This window comes from Pseudomonas sp. IT-196MI5 (assembly GCF_949767415.1).
Classification (GTDB): domain Bacteria; phylum Pseudomonadota; class Gammaproteobacteria; order Pseudomonadales; family Pseudomonadaceae; genus Aquipseudomonas.
This window is the reverse complement of the sequence record NZ_CATKPZ010000077.1, coordinates 39,861-57,565: the sequence shown is the minus strand read 5'-3', so window position 1 is coordinate 57,565 and position 17,705 is coordinate 39,861. Positions and strand designations below refer to the sequence as shown.

17 protein-coding genes are annotated in these 17,705 nt (G+C 58.2%); 6 read left to right on the top strand and 11 right to left on the bottom strand.

What is annotated here, in order from left to right:
* Positions 1-93 precede the first annotated feature (93 nt).
* Positions 94-861, bottom strand: a complete 768-nt coding sequence (locus ACM6IK_RS26025) for a DODA-type extradiol aromatic ring-opening family dioxygenase (RefSeq protein ID WP_414876589.1) — start codon at positions 859-861, stop codon at positions 94-96.
* Between the two features lie 102 nt (positions 862-963).
* Here ACM6IK_RS26025 and ACM6IK_RS26020 point away from each other — a divergent pair, with 102 nt between their 5' ends.
* Positions 964-1,620, top strand: coding sequence for a thiopurine S-methyltransferase (locus ACM6IK_RS26020; protein ID WP_414876588.1), 657 nt, complete (start codon positions 964-966; stop codon positions 1,618-1,620).
* A 179-nt stretch (positions 1,621-1,799) separates the two neighbouring features.
* On the opposite strand, the gene htpX is transcribed toward ACM6IK_RS26020, so the two are convergent.
* Positions 1,800-2,690, bottom strand: coding sequence for a protease HtpX (htpX, locus tag ACM6IK_RS26015; protein ID WP_007973520.1), 891 nt, complete (start codon positions 2,688-2,690; stop codon positions 1,800-1,802).
* Positions 2,691-3,006: 316 nt separating this feature from the next.
* Positions 3,007-4,218 carry a pyridoxal phosphate-dependent aminotransferase gene (locus ACM6IK_RS26010; RefSeq protein WP_115948257.1) on the bottom strand — a complete coding sequence of 404 codons (1,212 nt, stop codon included), beginning with the start codon at positions 4,216-4,218 and terminating at the stop codon, positions 3,007-3,009.
* Positions 4,219-4,444: 226 nt separating this feature from the next.
* On the opposite strand from ACM6IK_RS26010, the gene msrB reads away from it, so the two are divergent.
* From msrB to ACM6IK_RS25995, 3 genes are all read left to right on the top strand, one after another.
* Entirely contained in the window at positions 4,445-4,840 is a 396-nt protein-coding gene (gene msrB, locus ACM6IK_RS26005) for a peptide-methionine (R)-S-oxide reductase MsrB (protein WP_414876587.1), read from the top strand.
* Positions 4,841-5,029: 189 nt separating this feature from the next.
* The gene (locus tag ACM6IK_RS26000; protein WP_056727098.1) at positions 5,030-5,515 is read left to right on the top strand and encodes a glutathione peroxidase; all 486 of its coding nucleotides are present in this window, start codon (positions 5,030-5,032) and stop codon (positions 5,513-5,515) included.
* Complete coding sequence (locus tag ACM6IK_RS25995) at positions 5,512-5,973, top strand: MarR family winged helix-turn-helix transcriptional regulator (RefSeq protein ID WP_414876586.1); 462 nt, start codon at positions 5,512-5,514, stop codon at positions 5,971-5,973. Before ACM6IK_RS26000 ends, ACM6IK_RS25995 begins: the two co-directional genes overlap by 4 nt.
* Here ACM6IK_RS25995 and ACM6IK_RS25990 read toward each other — a convergent pair.
* Positions 5,957-8,278, bottom strand: coding sequence for a response regulator (locus ACM6IK_RS25990; RefSeq protein WP_414876739.1), 2,322 nt, complete (start codon positions 8,276-8,278; stop codon positions 5,957-5,959). The two genes, ACM6IK_RS25995 and ACM6IK_RS25990, sit on opposite strands and share 17 nt — an antisense overlap.
* Positions 8,279-8,443: 165 nt before the next feature.
* Between ACM6IK_RS25990 and ACM6IK_RS25985 the strand changes: the two genes are divergently transcribed.
* Positions 8,444-9,334, top strand: coding sequence for an ATP-binding protein (locus ACM6IK_RS25985; protein WP_218427736.1), 891 nt, complete (start codon positions 8,444-8,446; stop codon positions 9,332-9,334).
* Positions 9,331-9,813 carry a GAF domain-containing protein gene (locus ACM6IK_RS25980; protein ID WP_414876585.1) on the top strand — a complete coding sequence of 161 codons (483 nt, stop codon included), beginning with the start codon at positions 9,331-9,333 and terminating at the stop codon, positions 9,811-9,813. The genes ACM6IK_RS25985 and ACM6IK_RS25980 overlap by 4 nt, the downstream gene beginning before the upstream one ends.
* Before the next feature lie 86 nt (positions 9,814-9,899).
* On the opposite strand, the gene ACM6IK_RS25975 is transcribed toward ACM6IK_RS25980, so the two are convergent.
* The 7 genes from ACM6IK_RS25975 to ACM6IK_RS25945 form a co-directional block, all read right to left on the bottom strand.
* A complete protein-coding gene (locus ACM6IK_RS25975) occupies positions 9,900-13,541 on the bottom strand; it encodes a transporter substrate-binding domain-containing protein (RefSeq protein WP_414876584.1) in 3,642 nt (1,213 codons plus the stop codon).
* A gap of 8 nt (positions 13,542-13,549) precedes the next feature.
* Positions 13,550-14,176, bottom strand: coding sequence for a response regulator (locus ACM6IK_RS25970; protein WP_414876583.1), 627 nt, complete (start codon positions 14,174-14,176; stop codon positions 13,550-13,552).
* A gap of 247 nt (positions 14,177-14,423) precedes the next feature.
* A complete protein-coding gene (locus ACM6IK_RS25965) occupies positions 14,424-14,816 on the bottom strand; it encodes a response regulator (protein ID WP_414876582.1) in 393 nt (130 codons plus the stop codon).
* 178 nt (positions 14,817-14,994) lie between these two features.
* Positions 14,995-16,323, bottom strand: a complete 1,329-nt coding sequence (locus ACM6IK_RS25960; protein ID WP_414876581.1) for a deoxyguanosinetriphosphate triphosphohydrolase — start codon at positions 16,321-16,323, stop codon at positions 14,995-14,997.
* A gap of 213 nt (positions 16,324-16,536) precedes the next feature.
* Positions 16,537-16,881, bottom strand: coding sequence for a hypothetical protein (locus tag ACM6IK_RS25955; RefSeq protein WP_108219620.1), 345 nt, complete (start codon positions 16,879-16,881; stop codon positions 16,537-16,539).
* The gene (locus tag ACM6IK_RS25950; protein WP_414876580.1) at positions 16,878-17,267 is read right to left on the bottom strand and encodes a phage holin family protein; all 390 of its coding nucleotides are present in this window, start codon (positions 17,265-17,267) and stop codon (positions 16,878-16,880) included. The genes ACM6IK_RS25955 and ACM6IK_RS25950 overlap by 4 nt, the downstream gene beginning before the upstream one ends.
* Before the next feature lies 1 nt (position 17,268).
* Complete coding sequence (locus ACM6IK_RS25945) at positions 17,269-17,583, bottom strand: DUF883 family protein (RefSeq protein ID WP_414876579.1); 315 nt, start codon at positions 17,581-17,583, stop codon at positions 17,269-17,271.
* Positions 17,584-17,705 lie beyond the last annotated feature (122 nt).

The following is a 17,705-nucleotide window of genomic DNA, read 5'->3' as shown; positions in this document are numbered from 1 at the left end:
ACTGGTTCGGGGATTTTTTTTGCCTGCTGATTTGTGGCCGACGCTTGAGCCCTGTGCGAGCCTGCTCGCGAAGGGAGCAACTCGGTCCATGGGCTAGCCGAATCGGTAGATGTCCATGCCCAGCGCACCCATGGTGAACCCCTGATGGGCAATGCTGAACGGCCCACCGGCGGCCCGGGCAAAGTACAGCGGTAACAAGTGTTCGTCGCTGGGATGGTTGCGCACGGCATTCGGCGCCTGCGCACGATAGTCGTGCAGCGCGGCTTCGTCGTTCGCCGCGAGTTTGTCGATCATCCAGTCGCGAAACGCCAGGGCCCAGGGCTCAACACTCTCGGGGCCGGCATGCCAATCCAGTTCCCGCAGGTTGTGGGTGATACTGCCTGAGCCGATCAGCAGGACTCCGTGCTCGCGCAGGCTGGCCAGCGCGTGGCCAACGCGGGTCTGCAGGGTGGGGCCGCCACGGGTGGGCAGCGAAACCTGGACAATCGGAATGTCTGCCTGCGGATACATCAGCGATAAAGGCACCCAGACGCCATGGTCGAAAGGCCGATTGCTGTCGATACGTGCTGGAAAGCCAGCGGTTTTCAATAACCCGGCAACCTCTGCGGCGAGTCGTGGGTCGCCTGGGGCTGGGTACTGCACTTCGAACAGGGCTTTGGGAAAGCCACCGAAGTCATGCCAGGTTTCCGGTTGTGGATTGCCGCTGACCAGCAGCTCATTGCTTTCCCAGTGTGCGGAAACAATCACGATGGCTTTTGGCTTCGGTATCTCGGCGGCCAGGCGGGCGAGTGCCGGCCCGCTGGCGCCGGGTTCCAGGGCGAGCATGGGGGAGCCGTGGGAAATGTACAGGCTGGGGAACATGAATGAGCTCCTGAGAGTTAAGATGCAACATCTTCAGTCAGATCATTAATCTAAATCTAATATAAGTTTTAGGGTGTTTTGATCGAATTTTCGGGGTTATTTATGCAGCCGGAGTTTTGGCACAAAAAGTGGGCGGCGAACCAGATCGGCTTTCACCTGCCGCAGGTGAACCCTCATCTGAAGCGGTTCTGGCCGGCGTTAAGCCTTGAAGAAGGCGCGCGCGTGTTGGTGCCGTTATGTGGAAAGAGCCTGGATTTGCTATGGCTCGCCCATCAAGGCCATGAGGTCTTGGGAGTCGAACTGTCGGAAAAAGCCGTCGAGGAGTTTTTCAGCGAACATGGCTTTGATCCGGCTGTCAGCGAGCAGGGGCCGTTCAAGGTTTATCGGGCAGGTTCCATTGAGCTGTGGTGCGGTGATTTCTTCGAGCTGACGGCAGGCGATGTTGCCGATTGCTCCGCGCTTTATGATCGCGCGGCGTTGATCGCGTTGCCAGCGGAAATGCGCGAGCGCTACGCCGCCCATTTGAGGCGGATACTGCCGAAGGAGTCCCTTGGCCTGATGATTACCCTGGACTATGACCAGGCGCAAATGCCCGGCCCGCCGTTTGCTGTACTCGATGATGAGGTGCGGCGGTTGTTCGGGGATTCCTGGACGCTGAAGATCCTGGAAGATCAGGATGTGTTGAGTGAAGGCGGGAAATTCCTGGAGGCGGGTGTCACGCGGCTTGAGGAGCGGGTGTATCGGGTTTCCAGTCGGTAAAACTGTGTTGTTTTTGCTGGCCTCATCGCGAGCAAGCTCGCTCTTACAAGGGACCTGCGTCGTTCACAAAACCTTGTGGGAGCGAGCTTGCTCGCGATGAGGCCCTCACACATACCAATAATTAGCAGACAAAAAAAGGCCCGCATCGCTGCGGGCCTTTCTATTCAAGGTAGAGCCTCTTAGCCCCGGCGACGAGCCAGTGCGTCGATACGCTCTTCCAGCGGCGGGTGGCTCATGAACATGCGAGCGAACCCTTGCTTGATGCCGCCGTTGATGCCGAAGGCATTCAGGGTGTCGGGCATGTGCACCGGCAGCCCCTGTTCCGCCCGCAGGCGTTGCAGGGCGCCAATCATCGCGGCGGTACCGGCCAGGTTTGCACCGGCTTCGTCGGCCCGGAATTCACGCTTGCGCGAGAACCACATGACGATGGCGCTGGCCAGGATGCCCAGAACCAGTTCGGCGAAGATGGTCGCCACGTAGTAGGCAATGCCCTGGCCTTCTTCGTTCTTGAAGATCACCTTGTCGACGAAGTTGCCGATGATCCGTGCGAAGAACATCACGAAGGTGTTCACCACGCCCTGAATCAACGCCAGGGTAACCATGTCGCCATTGGCCACGTGACCGATTTCGTGGGCCAGGACGGCTTTCACTTCATCCGGCGAGAAGCGCTCGAGCAAACCTTGGCTGACCGCGACCAATGCGTCGTTCTTGTTCCAGCCGGTAGCGAAGGCGTTCGCCTCGTAGGCCGGGAAGATACCGACTTCGGGCATCTTGATCCCGGCTTCGCGGGACAGTTGCTCGACGGTTTGCAGCAGCCATTGCTCGTGACGGGTGCGTGGCTGGGTGATGATCTGGGTGCTGGTACTCATTTTCGCCATCCACTTGGAGATGAACAGCGAGAACAATGAACCTGCGAAACCAAAGACCGCACAGAAAATCAGCAGCTGATTGAGGTTGAGGTCAACCCCATTGGCCGCCATGAACCCGTTGAAGCCGAAAAGGCTCAGGGTGATGCTGGCAATCAGCACGACCGCCAGGTTAGTGGCCAAGAACAGCAGGATGCGCATCATGGTTGTAGAAATCTCCTCATGCTAAAGATGTAGCGTACTGCGGGGTATATAAGGTGCTGCACCGGGGTATTCAACCGGGTGACTATTTCAAACTGTGTCCTACGGCAACAGTCTAGCTGCTTGCAGGGCATTTCCGACAAGTATGCGGGAAGTGTTTGTCAGTCAATTCGTGTCGAAGGCCCCGCCTTTGTTAGGCGTGAGCAGGCAAGGCGCTGTCCGGCAGCGACAAAGCGACTGCCAGTGGCGCAATGCAAACAAATGTTGCCGGATGAATCACCGTGCGACGTTCGGGGGGCGTCGCACGGTGACAGATCGTTTACTGGCGGTAGGACTTGAGGAAGCCACCGATGCGTCCGATGGCCATCTCCAGCTCATCGACACGCGGCAGGGTCACGACGCGGAAGTGGTCTGGCCATGGCCAGTTGAAGGCGGTGCCTTGTACCACCAGCAGCTTTTCGGAGAGCAGCAGGTCCAGGACGAACTTTTCGTCGTTATGGATCGGGCAGACCTTGGGGTCGATCCGCGGGAATGCATATAGCGCGCCCATCGGCTTGACGCAGCTCACGCCCGGAATGTCGTTGAGCAACTCCCAGGTGCGGTTGCGTTGCTCCAGCAGGCGGCCCTGCGGCAGCACCAGGTCATTGATGCTCTGATAGCCACCCAGGGCGGTCTGGATCGCATGCTGGCTCGGCACGTTGGCGCACAGACGCATGTTCGCCAGCATGTCGATGCCTTCGATGTAGCTCTGTGCGTGGTGTTTCGGGCCGGAAATGGCGATCCAGCCGGAACGGAAGCCGGCCACGCGATAGGACTTGGACAGACCGTTGAAGGTCAGGCACAGCAGGTCCGGCGCCAGGGAGGCGGTGCAGATGTGCACGGCATCGTCGTAGAGAATCTTGTCGTAGATCTCGTCGGAGAACACCACCAGATTGTGCTGGCGGGCCAGTTCCAGCATGCCCAGCAGCACTTCCTTCGAATACACCGCGCCGGTCGGGTTGTTCGGGTTGATGATCACCAGGGCCTTGGTGTTCGGGGTGATCTTGGCCTTGATGTCGGCCAGGTCCGGCCACCAGTTGGCTTGCTCGTCGCACAGGTAATGCACCGGATTGCCGCCGGACAGGCTCACGGCTGCGGTCCACAACGGATAGTCCGGCGCCGGCACCAGCACTTCGTCGCCATTGTTGAGCAGGGCCTGCATCGACATCACGATCAGTTCGGAAACGCCGTTGCCCAGGTAAATATCTTCAATGCCGACGCCTTCCACCTGCTTTTGCTGGTAGTACTGCATCACGGCCTTGCGCGCACTGAACAGGCCCTTGGAATCGCTATAGCCCTGGGCGGTCGGCAGGTTGCGGATCACGTCCTGGAGGATTTCATCCGGTGCTTCGAAACCAAAAGGCGCCGGGTTGCCGATGTTCAGCTTGAGGATGCGATGGCCTTCCTCTTCCAGGCGCTTGGCGTGCTTGAGCACCGGGCCGCGAATGTCGTAGCAGACGTTGGCGAGCTTGTTCGATTTGCTGACCTGCATGGCGATGTGTTCCCGAAAATGAACGATCCAGACGGCCTTTGGACAACCGTGCTGGGAATCCTGCGTATTCACACAGGCCTGACGCCTTGAGATGCAGCACCCATATTTCCGTTTGAATGCGCGTGGACTGGCTGCCAGACTGGCGTTTGACGAGGCGCAATCATACGTGCCGCCCGATCCGTGGAAAAGGTACAGATCGGGCTTTTTCAGCCGCTGAGGTGTGATGATGGAAAAGTTGGAAAAAACCCTGGAAGAATGGAAGGCGATGCTCGACCCAGAGCAGTACAACGTGTGCCGTCTCAAAGGCACCGAACGTCCGTTTTCCGGCAAATACAACGCCACCAAGACCGACGGTATCTACCACTGCATCTGCTGTAACGAGCCGCTGTTCGACTCCTCGACCAAGTTTGATTCCGGCTGTGGCTGGCCGAGCTTCTATGCGCCGATCGGCAACAGCGCCATGACCGAAATCCGTGATGTCAGCCATGGCATGATCCGCACCGAAGTGGTCTGCGCCAAATGCGACGCGCACCTGGGGCATGTATTCCCTGATGGTCCACCGCCGACCGGTCTGCGCTATTGCATCAACTCGGTGTGCCTGGACCTGGTGCCCCGCTCGTAATGCGAGCCCTGTAGGAGCTGGCTTGCCAGCGAAGAGGCCCTCAAGTACAGCGGTGCATTAAAGGACGCCATCGCTGGCAAGCCAGCTCCTACAGTAAATCTGTATTGGGGGGAGATCGATTATTTAAATTGCACGCAATTCAATTGCTCGCTATTTTGTTATTTCTTCCATTCACTCGGACCCTCAAACATGAGCGACAACCTGCTGAGCATCCCTTGCACCACCATCAAGGGTGAGCAAAAGACCCTGGCGGATTTCGCCGGCAAGGCCGTGCTGGTGGTCAACACGGCCAGCAAGTGCGGTTTCACTCCGCAGTACAAAGGCCTGGAAGAGCTGTGGCAGACCTACAAGGACCAGGGCCTGGTGGTGCTCGGTTTTCCCTGCAACCAGTTCGGCAAGCAAGAGCCGGGCAACGAAGGGGCGATCTCCGAATTCTGCGAACTGAACTTCGGTGTCAGCTTCCCGTTGTTCAAAAAGATCGACGTAAACGGTGCCGACGCCCATCCACTGTTCGTGCAATTGAAAAAGCGCGCACCGGGTGTGCTGGGTTCCCAGGGCATCAAGTGGAACTTCACCAAGTTCCTGATCGGCAAGGACGGGCAACTGGTCAAGCGCTTCGCTCCGGCGACCAAGCCGCAGGACCTGACCCGCGAGATCGAAGCCCTGCTCAAATGAATACCTTGTCAGTCGATTCCCTGAAGCTCGACAGCCAGCTGTGTTTCAAGCTGTACGCCGCTTCCCGGGCGGTCATTCGCGCCTACAAGCCAATGCTCGATCAGTTGGGCCTGACTTACCCTCAGTACCTGGCGATGCTGGTGCTGTGGGAGTGGCAGCAAGCGGCCCCGGAGCAGCCGACCGTCAAGGCGCTGGGCGAGCGCCTGGCCCTGGATTCCGGCACGCTGACTCCGTTGCTCAAGCGCCTCGAACAACTGCAATTGGTGCAGCGTCAGCGTTCGGCGCGCGATGAGCGTGAAGTGCATCTGAGTCTGTCGCCAGCCGGCACGGCCCTGCGCGATCAGGTCGGGCCACTCAAGGCCCGCCTGTTGTGCGACAGCGGGGTCGACCTGAACCGTCTCAACGATTTGCGCGATGGCCTCGATCACTTGTTGGGACAGATCAAGGCGCTGTCGTAGCGGGAATCCACAAGTCCAGCAGGGTGGCCAGTTCTTCCCGCCGGAAGGGTTTGGCCAGGTAGTCACTCATGCCCGCGGCACGACAGCGTTCGCGCTCTTCCGACATGGCGTTGGCCGTCAGGGCGACGATGGGCAGTTGGGGCCAGCGGCCGCTGCGGCGGATTTGCCGGCTGGCCTCATAGCCGTCCATCACTGGCATGTTGCAGTCCATCAGCACCAGATCGAACTCCCGTTGTTCGAGTTGATCGAGTGCTTCGCCACCATGGGCCGCGGTGGTTACCTCGCAGCCGAGTTTGCCGAGCATGCCCTTGGCCACCAGTTGGTTGACCGGATTATCTTCCACCAGCAGCACGCGCCCGCGGCGCTGCGGGCTTTGCGCGTCGAGTGGGACATTGTTGATCGGGTGGGTTTGCGGTTGCAGGATTCGCCGCAACAACTGATGCAGCGTATTGCGTGCCAGAGGGCGGGCCTGCTGTTGCAAGGGGGCAAGGGCGTTGACCTCTTCACTGGGCATGAAATTGCCATAAGCGGTAACCAGCAGGATCGGCGCGCTGAGGGTGGGGCGCAAATTGAACAGGCATTCGGGGCAGTCGGTGATGAGCACGTCGGCCGCCAGGCCAAGCAGTGGGTCATCCATAGAGCGTCGTTCGTAGTCCAGGCCCCAGCCAGGCAACAGGCCGTTCAGCAGTTCGCCCAGCCCGCTGCTGGCGGCCGTGATGGCGATGACTTTGCCCTTGAGCGAAACAGCAGGCATTGCACGGGTATGGCTGGGCAATGGCAAGTCCGCGCAGAACTGGCTGCCAAAACCCGGCTCGGAGTCGATCGTCAGGCGCCCTTGCATGGCTTCGCAAAGGTTGTAGGTCAGTGCCAGGCCCAGCCCGGTGCCGCCAAATTGGCGGGTAATACCGGCGCCGGCCTGAGTGAAAGGCTGGAAAATTTTCACCTGGGCATCCTGAGGGATGCCGATGCCGGTGTCACAGACTTCGATTCTGACGCCGTCCCCGAACGTCGACAGACGCACGTCGACACGCCCGAAACGGGTGAATTTGAGGGCGTTGGACAGAAGATTGCTGACGATCTGCCGCACCCGGGTCGGGTCGCCGAGCACGAGTGTCGGGAAATGCGGGTCGATCAGGCAGGTCAGCTCGACGCTGGGGGCGGCGTTCTGCGATAACAGGTTGGCAGTGTCTTCGATCAGCGAGCCGAGGTCGAAGGGGATGTGTTCGAGTTCGAGTTGGCCGGCATCGAACTTCGACAGGTCGAGAATATCGTTGAGCAATTCCACCAGCACTTTGCCCGAGTCATGGGCGATGGACAGCTGTTGCTGTTGTTCGGCAGTCAGCGGCCCGTCGAGGGACAGCGCGATCATCCCGAGCAAGCCATTGAGGGGCGTGCGGATTTCATGGCTCATGTTGGCCAGGAACACCGAGCGGGCGTCGGCCATGTCCAGTGCTGTGCTGCGAGCGACTTCCAGTTCCTCGTTGGATTGGCTCAGCCGGGCATTGATCGCGTTGAGTTCGGCAGTACGGGCCGAGACGATGTTTTCCAGCTGGCCGAGATACTCGGTCAGGCGGTTTTCCGCATTGCGCCGCTGCTGGATTTCGGTGGCGATGTTTTTGAATTGCTGGTTGGCAACCTTGACCAACACGCCGATCTCATCGTCGGCGTGCCCGGCGGGACACTCCAGTGAGGTCGGCTCGGTGCTGCTCGGGTCGCGACCGCTGAGTTCACGGATGACCCGCACCAGGGGCTTGGTCAGCATCACATAGAACAGCGCCAGCAGGATGCCGGACAGCAGCAGGCTGCGGGCGAAACCATTGAGCAGGGTCACTTCGGCCCGGCGCAGGAACCGGTCGCCGAAAGCGTAAGTATCGACGTTCAGTCGTAGCGTACCCAGGGATTCGTTGGGTAAATGATCGAGGTAAAGCCGGTCTTCGAACTGTCGGTTGGCACCGAACAGGAAGTCACTGAGCATCCGGTATCCGTTTTCCACACCGGGTCGCTTGACGCTGGCCAGCACGGTGCCGTTGTTGTCGGTCAGTTTCACGCCAGTGATCGCTGGCGAGCGCAGCAGGCCCAGGGTCAGTTCCTTGGCGAGTTCGGCGTCGATGTTGTAGGCAATTCGCGAGGCCGGGTTGTGGCTGATTTCCAGTAATGAAAGGATTTCACGATTGATGGAGGCGTCTTCACTGGCATAATCGATGCCTATTTGCAGCAGGCTGAGCAGCGTGCCCAGAATGAAACCGACCAGCACGGTAAGCCGGGCTTGCTTGAATGACAGCCGGTTGGTGAATTTGATGTCCATGGAGGGGTGAACCACTTCCGTTTCCTTTCGCTGCTCAAGCATAGTCGATCATGCCTGCCTGTTGATGTTCTCGCGAGGCCTGTACTGCGGGGGCCGCCGCTTGTGTGACGCTGTGTTTCGTCGCTGTATCACCATCATTACTGTGAACGTGCCCGAGGAGAAGTCGTGGATTCCCGATTGAATGCTTTTCTTGAACGCGCCGATGCCGTTCTGGCCCGTATCGAGCCATTGCTGCCGGCCCCTCGGCCAGCCATCGACTGGACGCAATGCCTGGCCGCTCGCTGGCAGCGTGAGTCGCGCAGCGGTTATCTGATGCCGTTGGAGGTTTGCCTCGACATGCGCCTGTCGGACTTGATCGGCGTCGACCGGCAAGTCGAGCAGCTTGGGCGCAATACCCGACAGTTTCTCGATGGCATGCCCGCCAACCACGCCTTGCTCTGGGGCTCGCGCGGCACCGGCAAGTCGTCACTGGTGCGCGCCTTGTTGGCCGAGCACGCTCAAGCCGGTTTGCGCTTGATCGAGATTGAGCGTGATCACCTGGCAGACCTGCCGCGAGTGGTCGAACAGATTGGCAAACTGCCCCAGCGTTTCGTGCTGTTTTGCGATGACCTTTCCTTCGAGTCGGGCGAGGGTGATTACCGAGTGCTCAAAAGCGTCCTCGATGGCTCGCTGGAACAGGCGCCGGACAACGTTTTGCTGTACGCCACGTCCAACCGTCGCCACCTGGTGCCGGAAAAGGAAAGCGACAACGAAAACTGGAAACGGGTCGACGGAGAATTGCATCCAAGCGAGGCGGTGGAAGACAAGATCGCGCTATCGGACCGCTTCGGCCTGTGGCTGTCGTTCTATCCGTTTACCCAGGAACACTTCCTCGACGTCGTCGAACACTGGATCGGCCAGTTGGCCGGCAAGGCCGGACTGGCGTGGCAGCGCACCGAGGAACTGGACATTCTGGCGGTACGCTGGGCCACAGGCAGAGGCAATCGCAATGGACGTTGCGCTTATCAATTTGCCCGTTATTGGGTCGGGCTGAAACTGTTGGAGCACAAGGCATGATCGATTTACAAAAGAGCGGCCAGGGCCTCGAAGGCTACGGCATGCTGTACGCGCAACTGGAGTCCTTGCTGGCGGACGAGCGGGATTTCATCGCCAATGCCGCGCAGTTCTCGGCGTTTCTGTTCAATCAGCTCGATGACTTGAACTGGGCCGGCTTCTACCTCAACCGCCATGAAGAACTGGTGCTGGGGCCGTTTCAGGGGCAGATCGCTTGCGTGCGGATTCCGTTCGGTCGCGGTGTATGCGGGACTGCGGCAGCCACCTTGCAGACTCAGTTGGTCGAAGATGTGCACGCGTTTCCCGGTCACATTGCCTGCGACAGCGCCTCGAACAGCGAACTGGTGGTGCCGCTGGTCAAGGACGGCCGATTGATCGGCGTGCTCGATCTCGACAGTCCGAAACTGGCGCGTTTCACTGCACAGGACCAGGCAGGAATCGAACAGCTGGCGGCGATTTTCCTGCGCCTGACCGACTGCTGATCAAGACCCCGGGCCTGCCTTGAGCAGCAGGCCTGACGCCGGTTTTCTCCATGACGGTCAACACCCTGCCGAGGGTGAAGGCATCGTCAAGGCTCTGTCACTTTGCCTTCGTCGTAGTGCTCGATCTGACGTAGTAACGCGTCCTCCAGCTCAAGCATGGCGCGCTCCATGGATTTGCAGCATGCAGCCACTTTTTCGCGGTCGAAATCCTCATGACAGGCTGCTTCGAGTGCCTCGCAGCGGTCGATCAAGCGGGATGCCTGCACTATCCGGGCTGCGCCTTTGATTTTGTGGGCAATGTCCTGCAGCGCCTGCGTATCCCCTGGGCTGGATAGTGCCAACAGTGTTTGCAGATCCTGGCGGTTGCTATTCACCAACTCGTTGAGCAATCGCCGGTTCAACATCGGGTTGCCTCCGGTCATCAGTTTCAACCCGTGCAGGTTGAACGCCGGGGTTGCCTGGGTGGGCCCAATGCCTTCCACCCATTGACTCAAGGCACCGAGGCTGAGGGGTTTGAACAGGCAGTCGTCCATTCCCGCCTGTTTGCAGCGCTGTACTTCTTCCGGTTGGGCGTTGGCGGTAAAGCCGAGAACGGTGCAGGGAGGACGATGGTTTTGTCGTTCATGCTGGCGAATGGCGCGGGCCAGCTCGTAACCGTTCATGACCGGCATGTTGCAATCGGCGATTACCAGATCAAACGCTTGGTCTTTCCATGCATCCAGTCCCTCCTGGCCATTGGCCGCGACGGTAAATCGATGTCCAAGAAACTCCAGTTGCTGGCAGGTGAGCAAGCGATTGGCCGAGTGATCGTCGACTACCAGCACACTCAACGGGGTTGTGGCGACGATGATTTGCGTTTCGACCACCTGGGCTGACTGTTGCGGCGGCAACGTTTCCAGCAGCAGCAACATCTCCACTTGAGTGCCGACGCCCGGCTCGCTGCGCAATTGCAGACTGCCGCCCATCATCTCGCAGAGGTTGCGGCTGATTACCAGCCCCAGCCCTGCGCCCCCCCTGGCCGATTGCATGGCGTTGTCGGCCTGGGCGAAGGGTTCGAACAGGTGCTGTCGATCCTGTTCGCTGATCCCGATACCACTGTCGTGAACCTGCACCCGCATCTGCACGTGCCCGGATTGCGTTGCCGGCTGCAGATCGACAATGACCCGGACCTGACCTTGCTCGGTAAACTTGATGGCATTGCTGATCAGGTTGGACAGCACTTGCTTGAAGCGCAAAGGGTCCAGCAACACATCGGCGGTCGGGTTGGCCGATGGAAACTCCAGTACCAGCTCGAGCTCCTTCTGTCGGGCCAGGCCATCGAAAATCCGCACGACCGAGGCTACGAGTTCACCCGGACTAACGCGCTCCGGGCTCAGGCTCAAGCGTCCTGATTCGATTCTGGCAATGTCGAGAATGTCGCCAATCAGCTCCAGCAACCCTTTCGCCGAGTTGTACGCGACATCGATGGCCGCACGCTCCGGGTGCTGATGATCAAGACGCTTGAGTGTCAGTTCAAGCATGCCAATGATTGCATTCATCGGCGTGCGGATCTCATGGCTCATCGTGGCCAGAAACGTGCTTTTGGCCCGGTTGGCGTTATCGGCACGTTCTTTCGCGCAACGCAGATCATCGAGCAGTTGCCGCCGTTCGCTGATATCGATCCAGCCACCGATAATGCCTTGCACTTTTGCGCTGGAGTCCCGATAGGGAAGAATCCAGTGATAGATCGTCAGCCGCCGGCCGCCAATATGCAGTTCGCGATCGACGATCAAAGGCCTGCCCTCGGCCACCACGCGTTGGTAGTCAGCCTGGTACTCCCGGGCTTCGAATACATTGCTCATCGATCCCTGCATGACACTTTTGCCGATGACATCTTCACGCCTGGCGCTGAACGCTTGCAGGTAACTGTCGTTGCAACTTTGCAGTAGCCCCTGGCGATCACGTACGTAGATCGGATGGGGCGTGCCATTGACCAGCGATCGCATGAACTCGAACTGATCGTTCAACGCACGCTCGGCGGCCTTGCGTTGCTTGATCTGGCGTCGCATGTAGTCGTTCCACGCAATGGAAATCAGCAACAGCACGCCGGCACCGATGACGATCTGGTAGAACAGTCGTTGATAGTTGCGCCAGGTGTTTTGCGAAGACGCCGAATAGCCGCGCCAACGGCTGTTGATGATGCCCAGCTCTTCTGGCGAGATGCTTAGTAACGCCTTGTCGAGAATCGCGTTCAGCTCTTTGGCGCCCTGAGCAGTGGCAAGGGAAAACGCTGCCTGCTCGGTGCCGATGGTGGTGCTGATTTGCAGTGTGTGCTCGAACAGTCGCGACGAAATGAAGTAATTGGCAATGATCAGTGAGTTCACCGCGCCCTCGGCCTGGCCTCCGGCAAGTAACTCTACGGCGCTGAAGGTGTCCGGGGTTTCGATCAACTTGATCCGGGGAAATTCTCTGCGCAGGTAGTCCATGAGTGGATTACCGCGGGCAATGGCCAAGCGCTTGTCCTGCAGCTGCACGAGGTTGGTCGGGCTGTCGGCGGCTTTGCGGGTTAGCAGGACGTAGGAATTTTCCAGAAAGGGTCGGGTAAAGTTCAGTTGGGTTTGACGTTGTGCGCTGGGAAGCAACGCGGCGATCACATCAGCCTTGTTGTTCTTGATCTGTTTGATCATCTCGTCATCGCTCCGACTGCGCTGGATGTCAAAGCGCAAGCCGGTGCGCAGCCTGATCAGCTCAAGCAAATCTGCGGTGACCCCGCGAAAGTTACCGTTGCTATCGAAAAATGTCAGTGGCGCAAAGGCTTCGTTGACGACGACGCGCACTATCGGGTGGCGTGCCAGCCAGCGTTCTTCCCTGTCAGTAAGTTGCAACTTTTGATCGGTCAGCAGAATGTCGCTACCGGCGCTCCAGCGTTTGGCGATGTTTTCCCGTTCACTGGAGGGGATGGCCGTGATCGTCGCGTTGATGATGCCAAGCAGCTCGGGGTTGTTCCTGTTAACGGCGAAGCTGAAACCATAGGCTTCATGTTTTCCGAAGTTGGCCATCCGGATGTTGTTCAGGTATCCCTTGTTGATCATGTAGTGAGTTGAAATGGTATCACCGAGAAACACGTCCGCCTGATCGAAAGCAACGGCGTTGATTGCATTCTGGTAGGAGGGATAGGACGTGATGATCGCCTTCGGATACAGCGCCCTGACTTCCGTCAGCGGCAAGTAGTGATACACCATGCTCAGGCGCAATCCAGCCAGGCCATCGGTGAGGGATCGGGTTTCCCTTTCGCGGGTCACCAATACGGGTTGGTCGACGGCATAGGGTATCGACAGTGCAATGTCGGCATTGCCAGCTTCGAATCCATTGGCGGTGCCTAGCAGATCGACTTCGCCGCTTTCCAGTGCAGCGATCGCGGCCCCTCGGGATTCGAAACGCTGAACCGTGACGGGCAAACCGGTTATTTTTCCCAGAAGACCCGCGTAATCGGCGGTAAACCCTTCATAGTCTTGCCCACTGGTGGTCAGGTCGAAAGGGGGGTAGTCCGGGGCCGACGTCCCGAGCGTCAGTTCATGTTTTTGTTTTATCCATTGCCGTTGGGATTCATCCAGTCGAACCTCCATTGCTCCGGCCTTCGAACGGCTGAGCAGCGTGTAGTGTTCACTGTTCGGTGCCCCGAACAACGAGGTGCTCAGGCATAGACCAGCAGTCACCTGTATCAGATAAACTTTCAAACGGCTGGGCATCGAGGGGCTCACACTAGCGCGTTTCGTTTAGCCAACTCGATTAGTTCAACCAGGGATTTGGCTTTGAGCTTCTGCATGAGGCGCTTTTTGTAGGTGCTCACGGTCTTGTTGCTCAGAAACATCCCGTTGGCGATTTCCTTGTTTGTGCGACCTTGGGCAAAAAGTTGCAAGACCATCAGTTCCCGGTCGTTTACGGATTTGAACAGTTCCAGTTCGATGCAGCGTGTTTCATCTCCGCGGATGGGGTTCAAGGCCTCGCTCGGAAAATAGTTGTAACCTGCAAATACCGCTTTTATGGCGCTGACCAGTTCACTGATGTCTTCTTGTTTGCAGACATAGCCCGAGGCGCCGGATTGCATGCAACGAATGCCGAAAAGTGTCGGGCATTGTGCTGTCAGTACCAGTGTTTTAATAGGTGTATTCATTGCGTTGAATCGGGATAACACTTCCAGGCCATCCAGTTTTGGAATGCTGATGTCGAGAATGACCAGATCCGGCATGCATTCGCGAACCATCTGCATGGCGTCGACCCCATTGTCAGTTTCGCCAACGACTTTGTAACCTTCATGTTCCAGCAGCATTCGAACGGCAAGGCGGATAACCGGGTGATCGTCGACAATAAAAACGGAGTTCATAATCAAGTCCCATGCGAGCTCAAATAAAGCGCGCACCTTAGCTCAGATACTTGAAGGGCCGCATGAACTGACCGAGCTTCAGCAGCAATATAGGAGAAATCCTACAAATTAAAAGGAATGGGACTACGTATCAACTAGGTTTCTTATTAGGAAGGATAAGAAAGTCCAGCGCTTTGGTGCACTTTGGAAGGAAGTTGTTTGTAAGTTTTACGCTGGGTTTTTTCTGGCTTTTATATGTTTCTTTTTTCTATAGTGGTGCTGAGGTCAATAAGTCTCTAAATTCAGATTGTTTCAGCGGTTTTATCAAGTATCCCAATAATGGCAGCCCGTAATCAGTGGCCGTTTTTACAAGCTCATCCAATTCAGACGGTGTCAGGCTACTCAGAATGATCGCCTGTCTGATCAGCCCTCGCTGGCTGGCGAACCGGACCAGATCGAGTCCCGTCAGATCGGGCAGGCATTGATCGCATAGAAGAATGTCGAACGGTTGGTCGGCCCTGAGCATTTGTTGCATGGCGCCTTTGGCGCTATCGGAAGTAGTCAGCCGGGTGAAGCCATAACTTTCCAGCAGGTATTGAGTGGCTATTAGTTGGAAGGGGTGGTCTTCCACCACGAGGATGCGTAGATCGTCTTCGGCCATGGGGAGTACTTCATCTGTCAAACAGAAGGGAGGGCGATTGTTTCGCGAGAGTGCCGGACAAGCGATCAGTTTGCTCGACAGGTGCTGTAGGGCGATTCGATGAAACTTGAGTGCTGTTGGAGTTTGAAGGGGGGATCAGCCATTACGAATGCCGTAATGGCTGATCAATCGATACACCTCAGTGGCTGGCGCGTCCGGTCATTTCCAAGGCCATGTCACTGGCATAGCTGTCGGTCATGCCAGCGATGAAATCAATCATGCGCAAAAACGAAGTGTGCAAGGGGCCATGAGGGTCGGGTGCATTGTTGCCCAGCAGATCAAGGATACGACGGCTCTTGAACGACGGCGTACGTCCATTGTGTTGCTCCAGCGCTGCGCCACAAAAGGCGTTGAGCAGGATTTCCAGTGTGGTGTAGGCACCGATCTCGTGCAGAGTCTTGCGCTTGTCCTGGAAGATTTTCTTGCGGGCCATGTCCTTGGCATTCAGCACGCAACGCTTGGCGGGACCGTGCATGTGTTCCACCAGGTCGCCGCAAAGCGTACCGGCCAACAGCGCATCCTGTTGCTCGACAAACGCCCGGGCCGCGGCATTGGTCAAGTGCTCTATGGCTTTACCGCGCAGGATCGCCAGTTTGCGTCGGCGCGAATCGCCGGGACCGAGCTGGCGATAGGTCTCAGGCAAGTCATCGCCCACCAGCCCCAGCAGCAGGGACTCGACTTCGGCGTATTCCAGCAACTCCATTTCCAGGCCGTCTTCCAGGTCGATCAGTGCATAGCAGATGTCGTCGGCAGCCTCCATCAGGTACACCAGAGGATGTCGCGCCCAACGTTGCTCCTCCAGTTGTGGCAGGCCAAGTTTATGGGCGATCTGCTCGAGTAGCGGCAGCTCGCTCTGATAACAGCCGAACTTGTGTTTCTTGTAGCCCAGCGAGTCGGCGTGCCTGGCCGTCCATGGATACTTCAGGTACGTGCCCAGCGTTGCATAGGTCAGTCGGGTGCCGCCGTCGAACTGGTGATACTCCAGTTGAGTGAGTACCCGAAAGCCCTGGGCATTGCCTTCGAAATTCAGGAAGTCATTGCGCTCGGCTTCATTCATTGCATCCAGCCAGCCACGGCCGGCGGCTTGCTGGAACCAGTGCCGGATCGCGTCTTCACCGGAATGGCCGAAAGGCGGGTTGCCGATGTCGTGTGCCAGGCAAGCCGATTGCACCACCATTCCCAGGTCGCTGGGTTCGCACCAGTCGGGCAGGGCATTGCGGATGGTTTCGCCGACCCGCATGCCCAGTGAGCGACCCACGCAACTGACTTCCAGCGAGTGGGTCAGGCGCGTATGAATGTGATCATTGCTGGACACCGGATGGACCTGGGTCTTGCGCCCGAGGCGGCGGAAAGCGCCCGAGAAAATAATGCGGTCGTGGTCTTTGTGAAAAGGGCTGCGGCCGAGCTCTTCAGGGCTGTGCAGAGGTTTTCCGAGGCGTTCGCGGGTAAGCAGGGTGTGCCAATCCAAGGCAGGTCTCTCCGTCAGGTGACTGATGGCCTAGCTTCCTGTTTCGCGCCGTGACCTGCAAGCGGAACTACAACTCGGCGGCGTCGATATCGAGGCCTCCTTGTAAGATTTTTTTGGAGGGTGCCTGTTGACCGGGTAGGCACACAGGATTGCACCCCTCGATAGAGGGGCGTATCCCGTCGGCATGGCAAGAATACAGCCAGAAAAAACTGGTCAGTCTTTGCGCGAAGAGCCCTGCGTGATCAGTTTGATCAGCGGCGCCAGTGTGGCGCCGAGCCGGACCAGCCGGGTCAGGCTGCTGAGGCCGCCACCGTTTTTTGCACCCTTGCCGCTCAGAAAGCCCAGCAAGGTGACGGCGGCCACGCCCCAGAGTGGTGCGTGCTTGATACCAAAACCGTCCTGCAGGTTTTGTGTGATCCCGCGCACCCGCTGCAAAGGTTGCAGCAGTTGCGCGGATTCGTGGCGGATTTCCTGACGATGCATTTCCATGCGCAAGCGGATCAGGGCCTTGCGCATTTCCGTGCGTGAACTGTTGTGTGGCAATTCAGGCAGGCTCATGGCAGCAGGCGCTCCCGATCGTTGGCCAGCTCTTGCAGCGTGCCGTGGAAGGGCGAGGACTCATCGAAAATCGCCGCTCTCAAACGCATTCCACAGAAGATGGCGGCGAGGGTGTAGAACGCGCAGAGCCCGCAGATGGCAGTCAGACGATTAGTGTCCCAGAACACAATAAGCACCAGCGTCGACAGCCCCACCAACAGCAGCAATGCAAATACCAGGGCCAGGCCGGCAAACAGCAACAGGCTGACGGTGCGGGCTTTCTGTTCCTGCAATTCGATGCCGAACAGTTCGACATGGCTGTGCAGCAACCCAAGGAAGGCAGCACCCAGGCGCCGCGATGAGGAGCTGGCTCCCGTTCCAGACGGGACGGATTCACCGATCGACATATCAGCGCCGGCTAGCCAGCAGGCCAATCAGGAACCCCACGCCGGCCGCGATTCCGACGGATTGCCAGGGGTTGGCCTGGACATAGTCTTCAGTGGCGGTGACAGCTGCCTTGCCGCGTTCGCGCAGGGCGTCTTCGGACAATTTCAGGGTTTCACGGGCACGCAAGAGACTGTCGTGTATCTGCTCGCGCAATTCGTCGGCCTGATCGCCGGCCAAGGTCGCGGTGTGCTCCAGCAACCGTTCGGTGTCACTGACCAGTGTCTGAAAATCGTTCATCAGGATTTCTTGAGCAGTCTTTGCCTGGGTGCGGGCCATGGGGGATCTCCTTAAGTGGCTTTCTGATGTGTTCGAGTATGAGCCTTCGGCGAAGGTTCAGTACAAATGACTGGTACAACTTTTGCTATGTCTTGGTGCGCCGGTCTGCACCATTGTGCTAT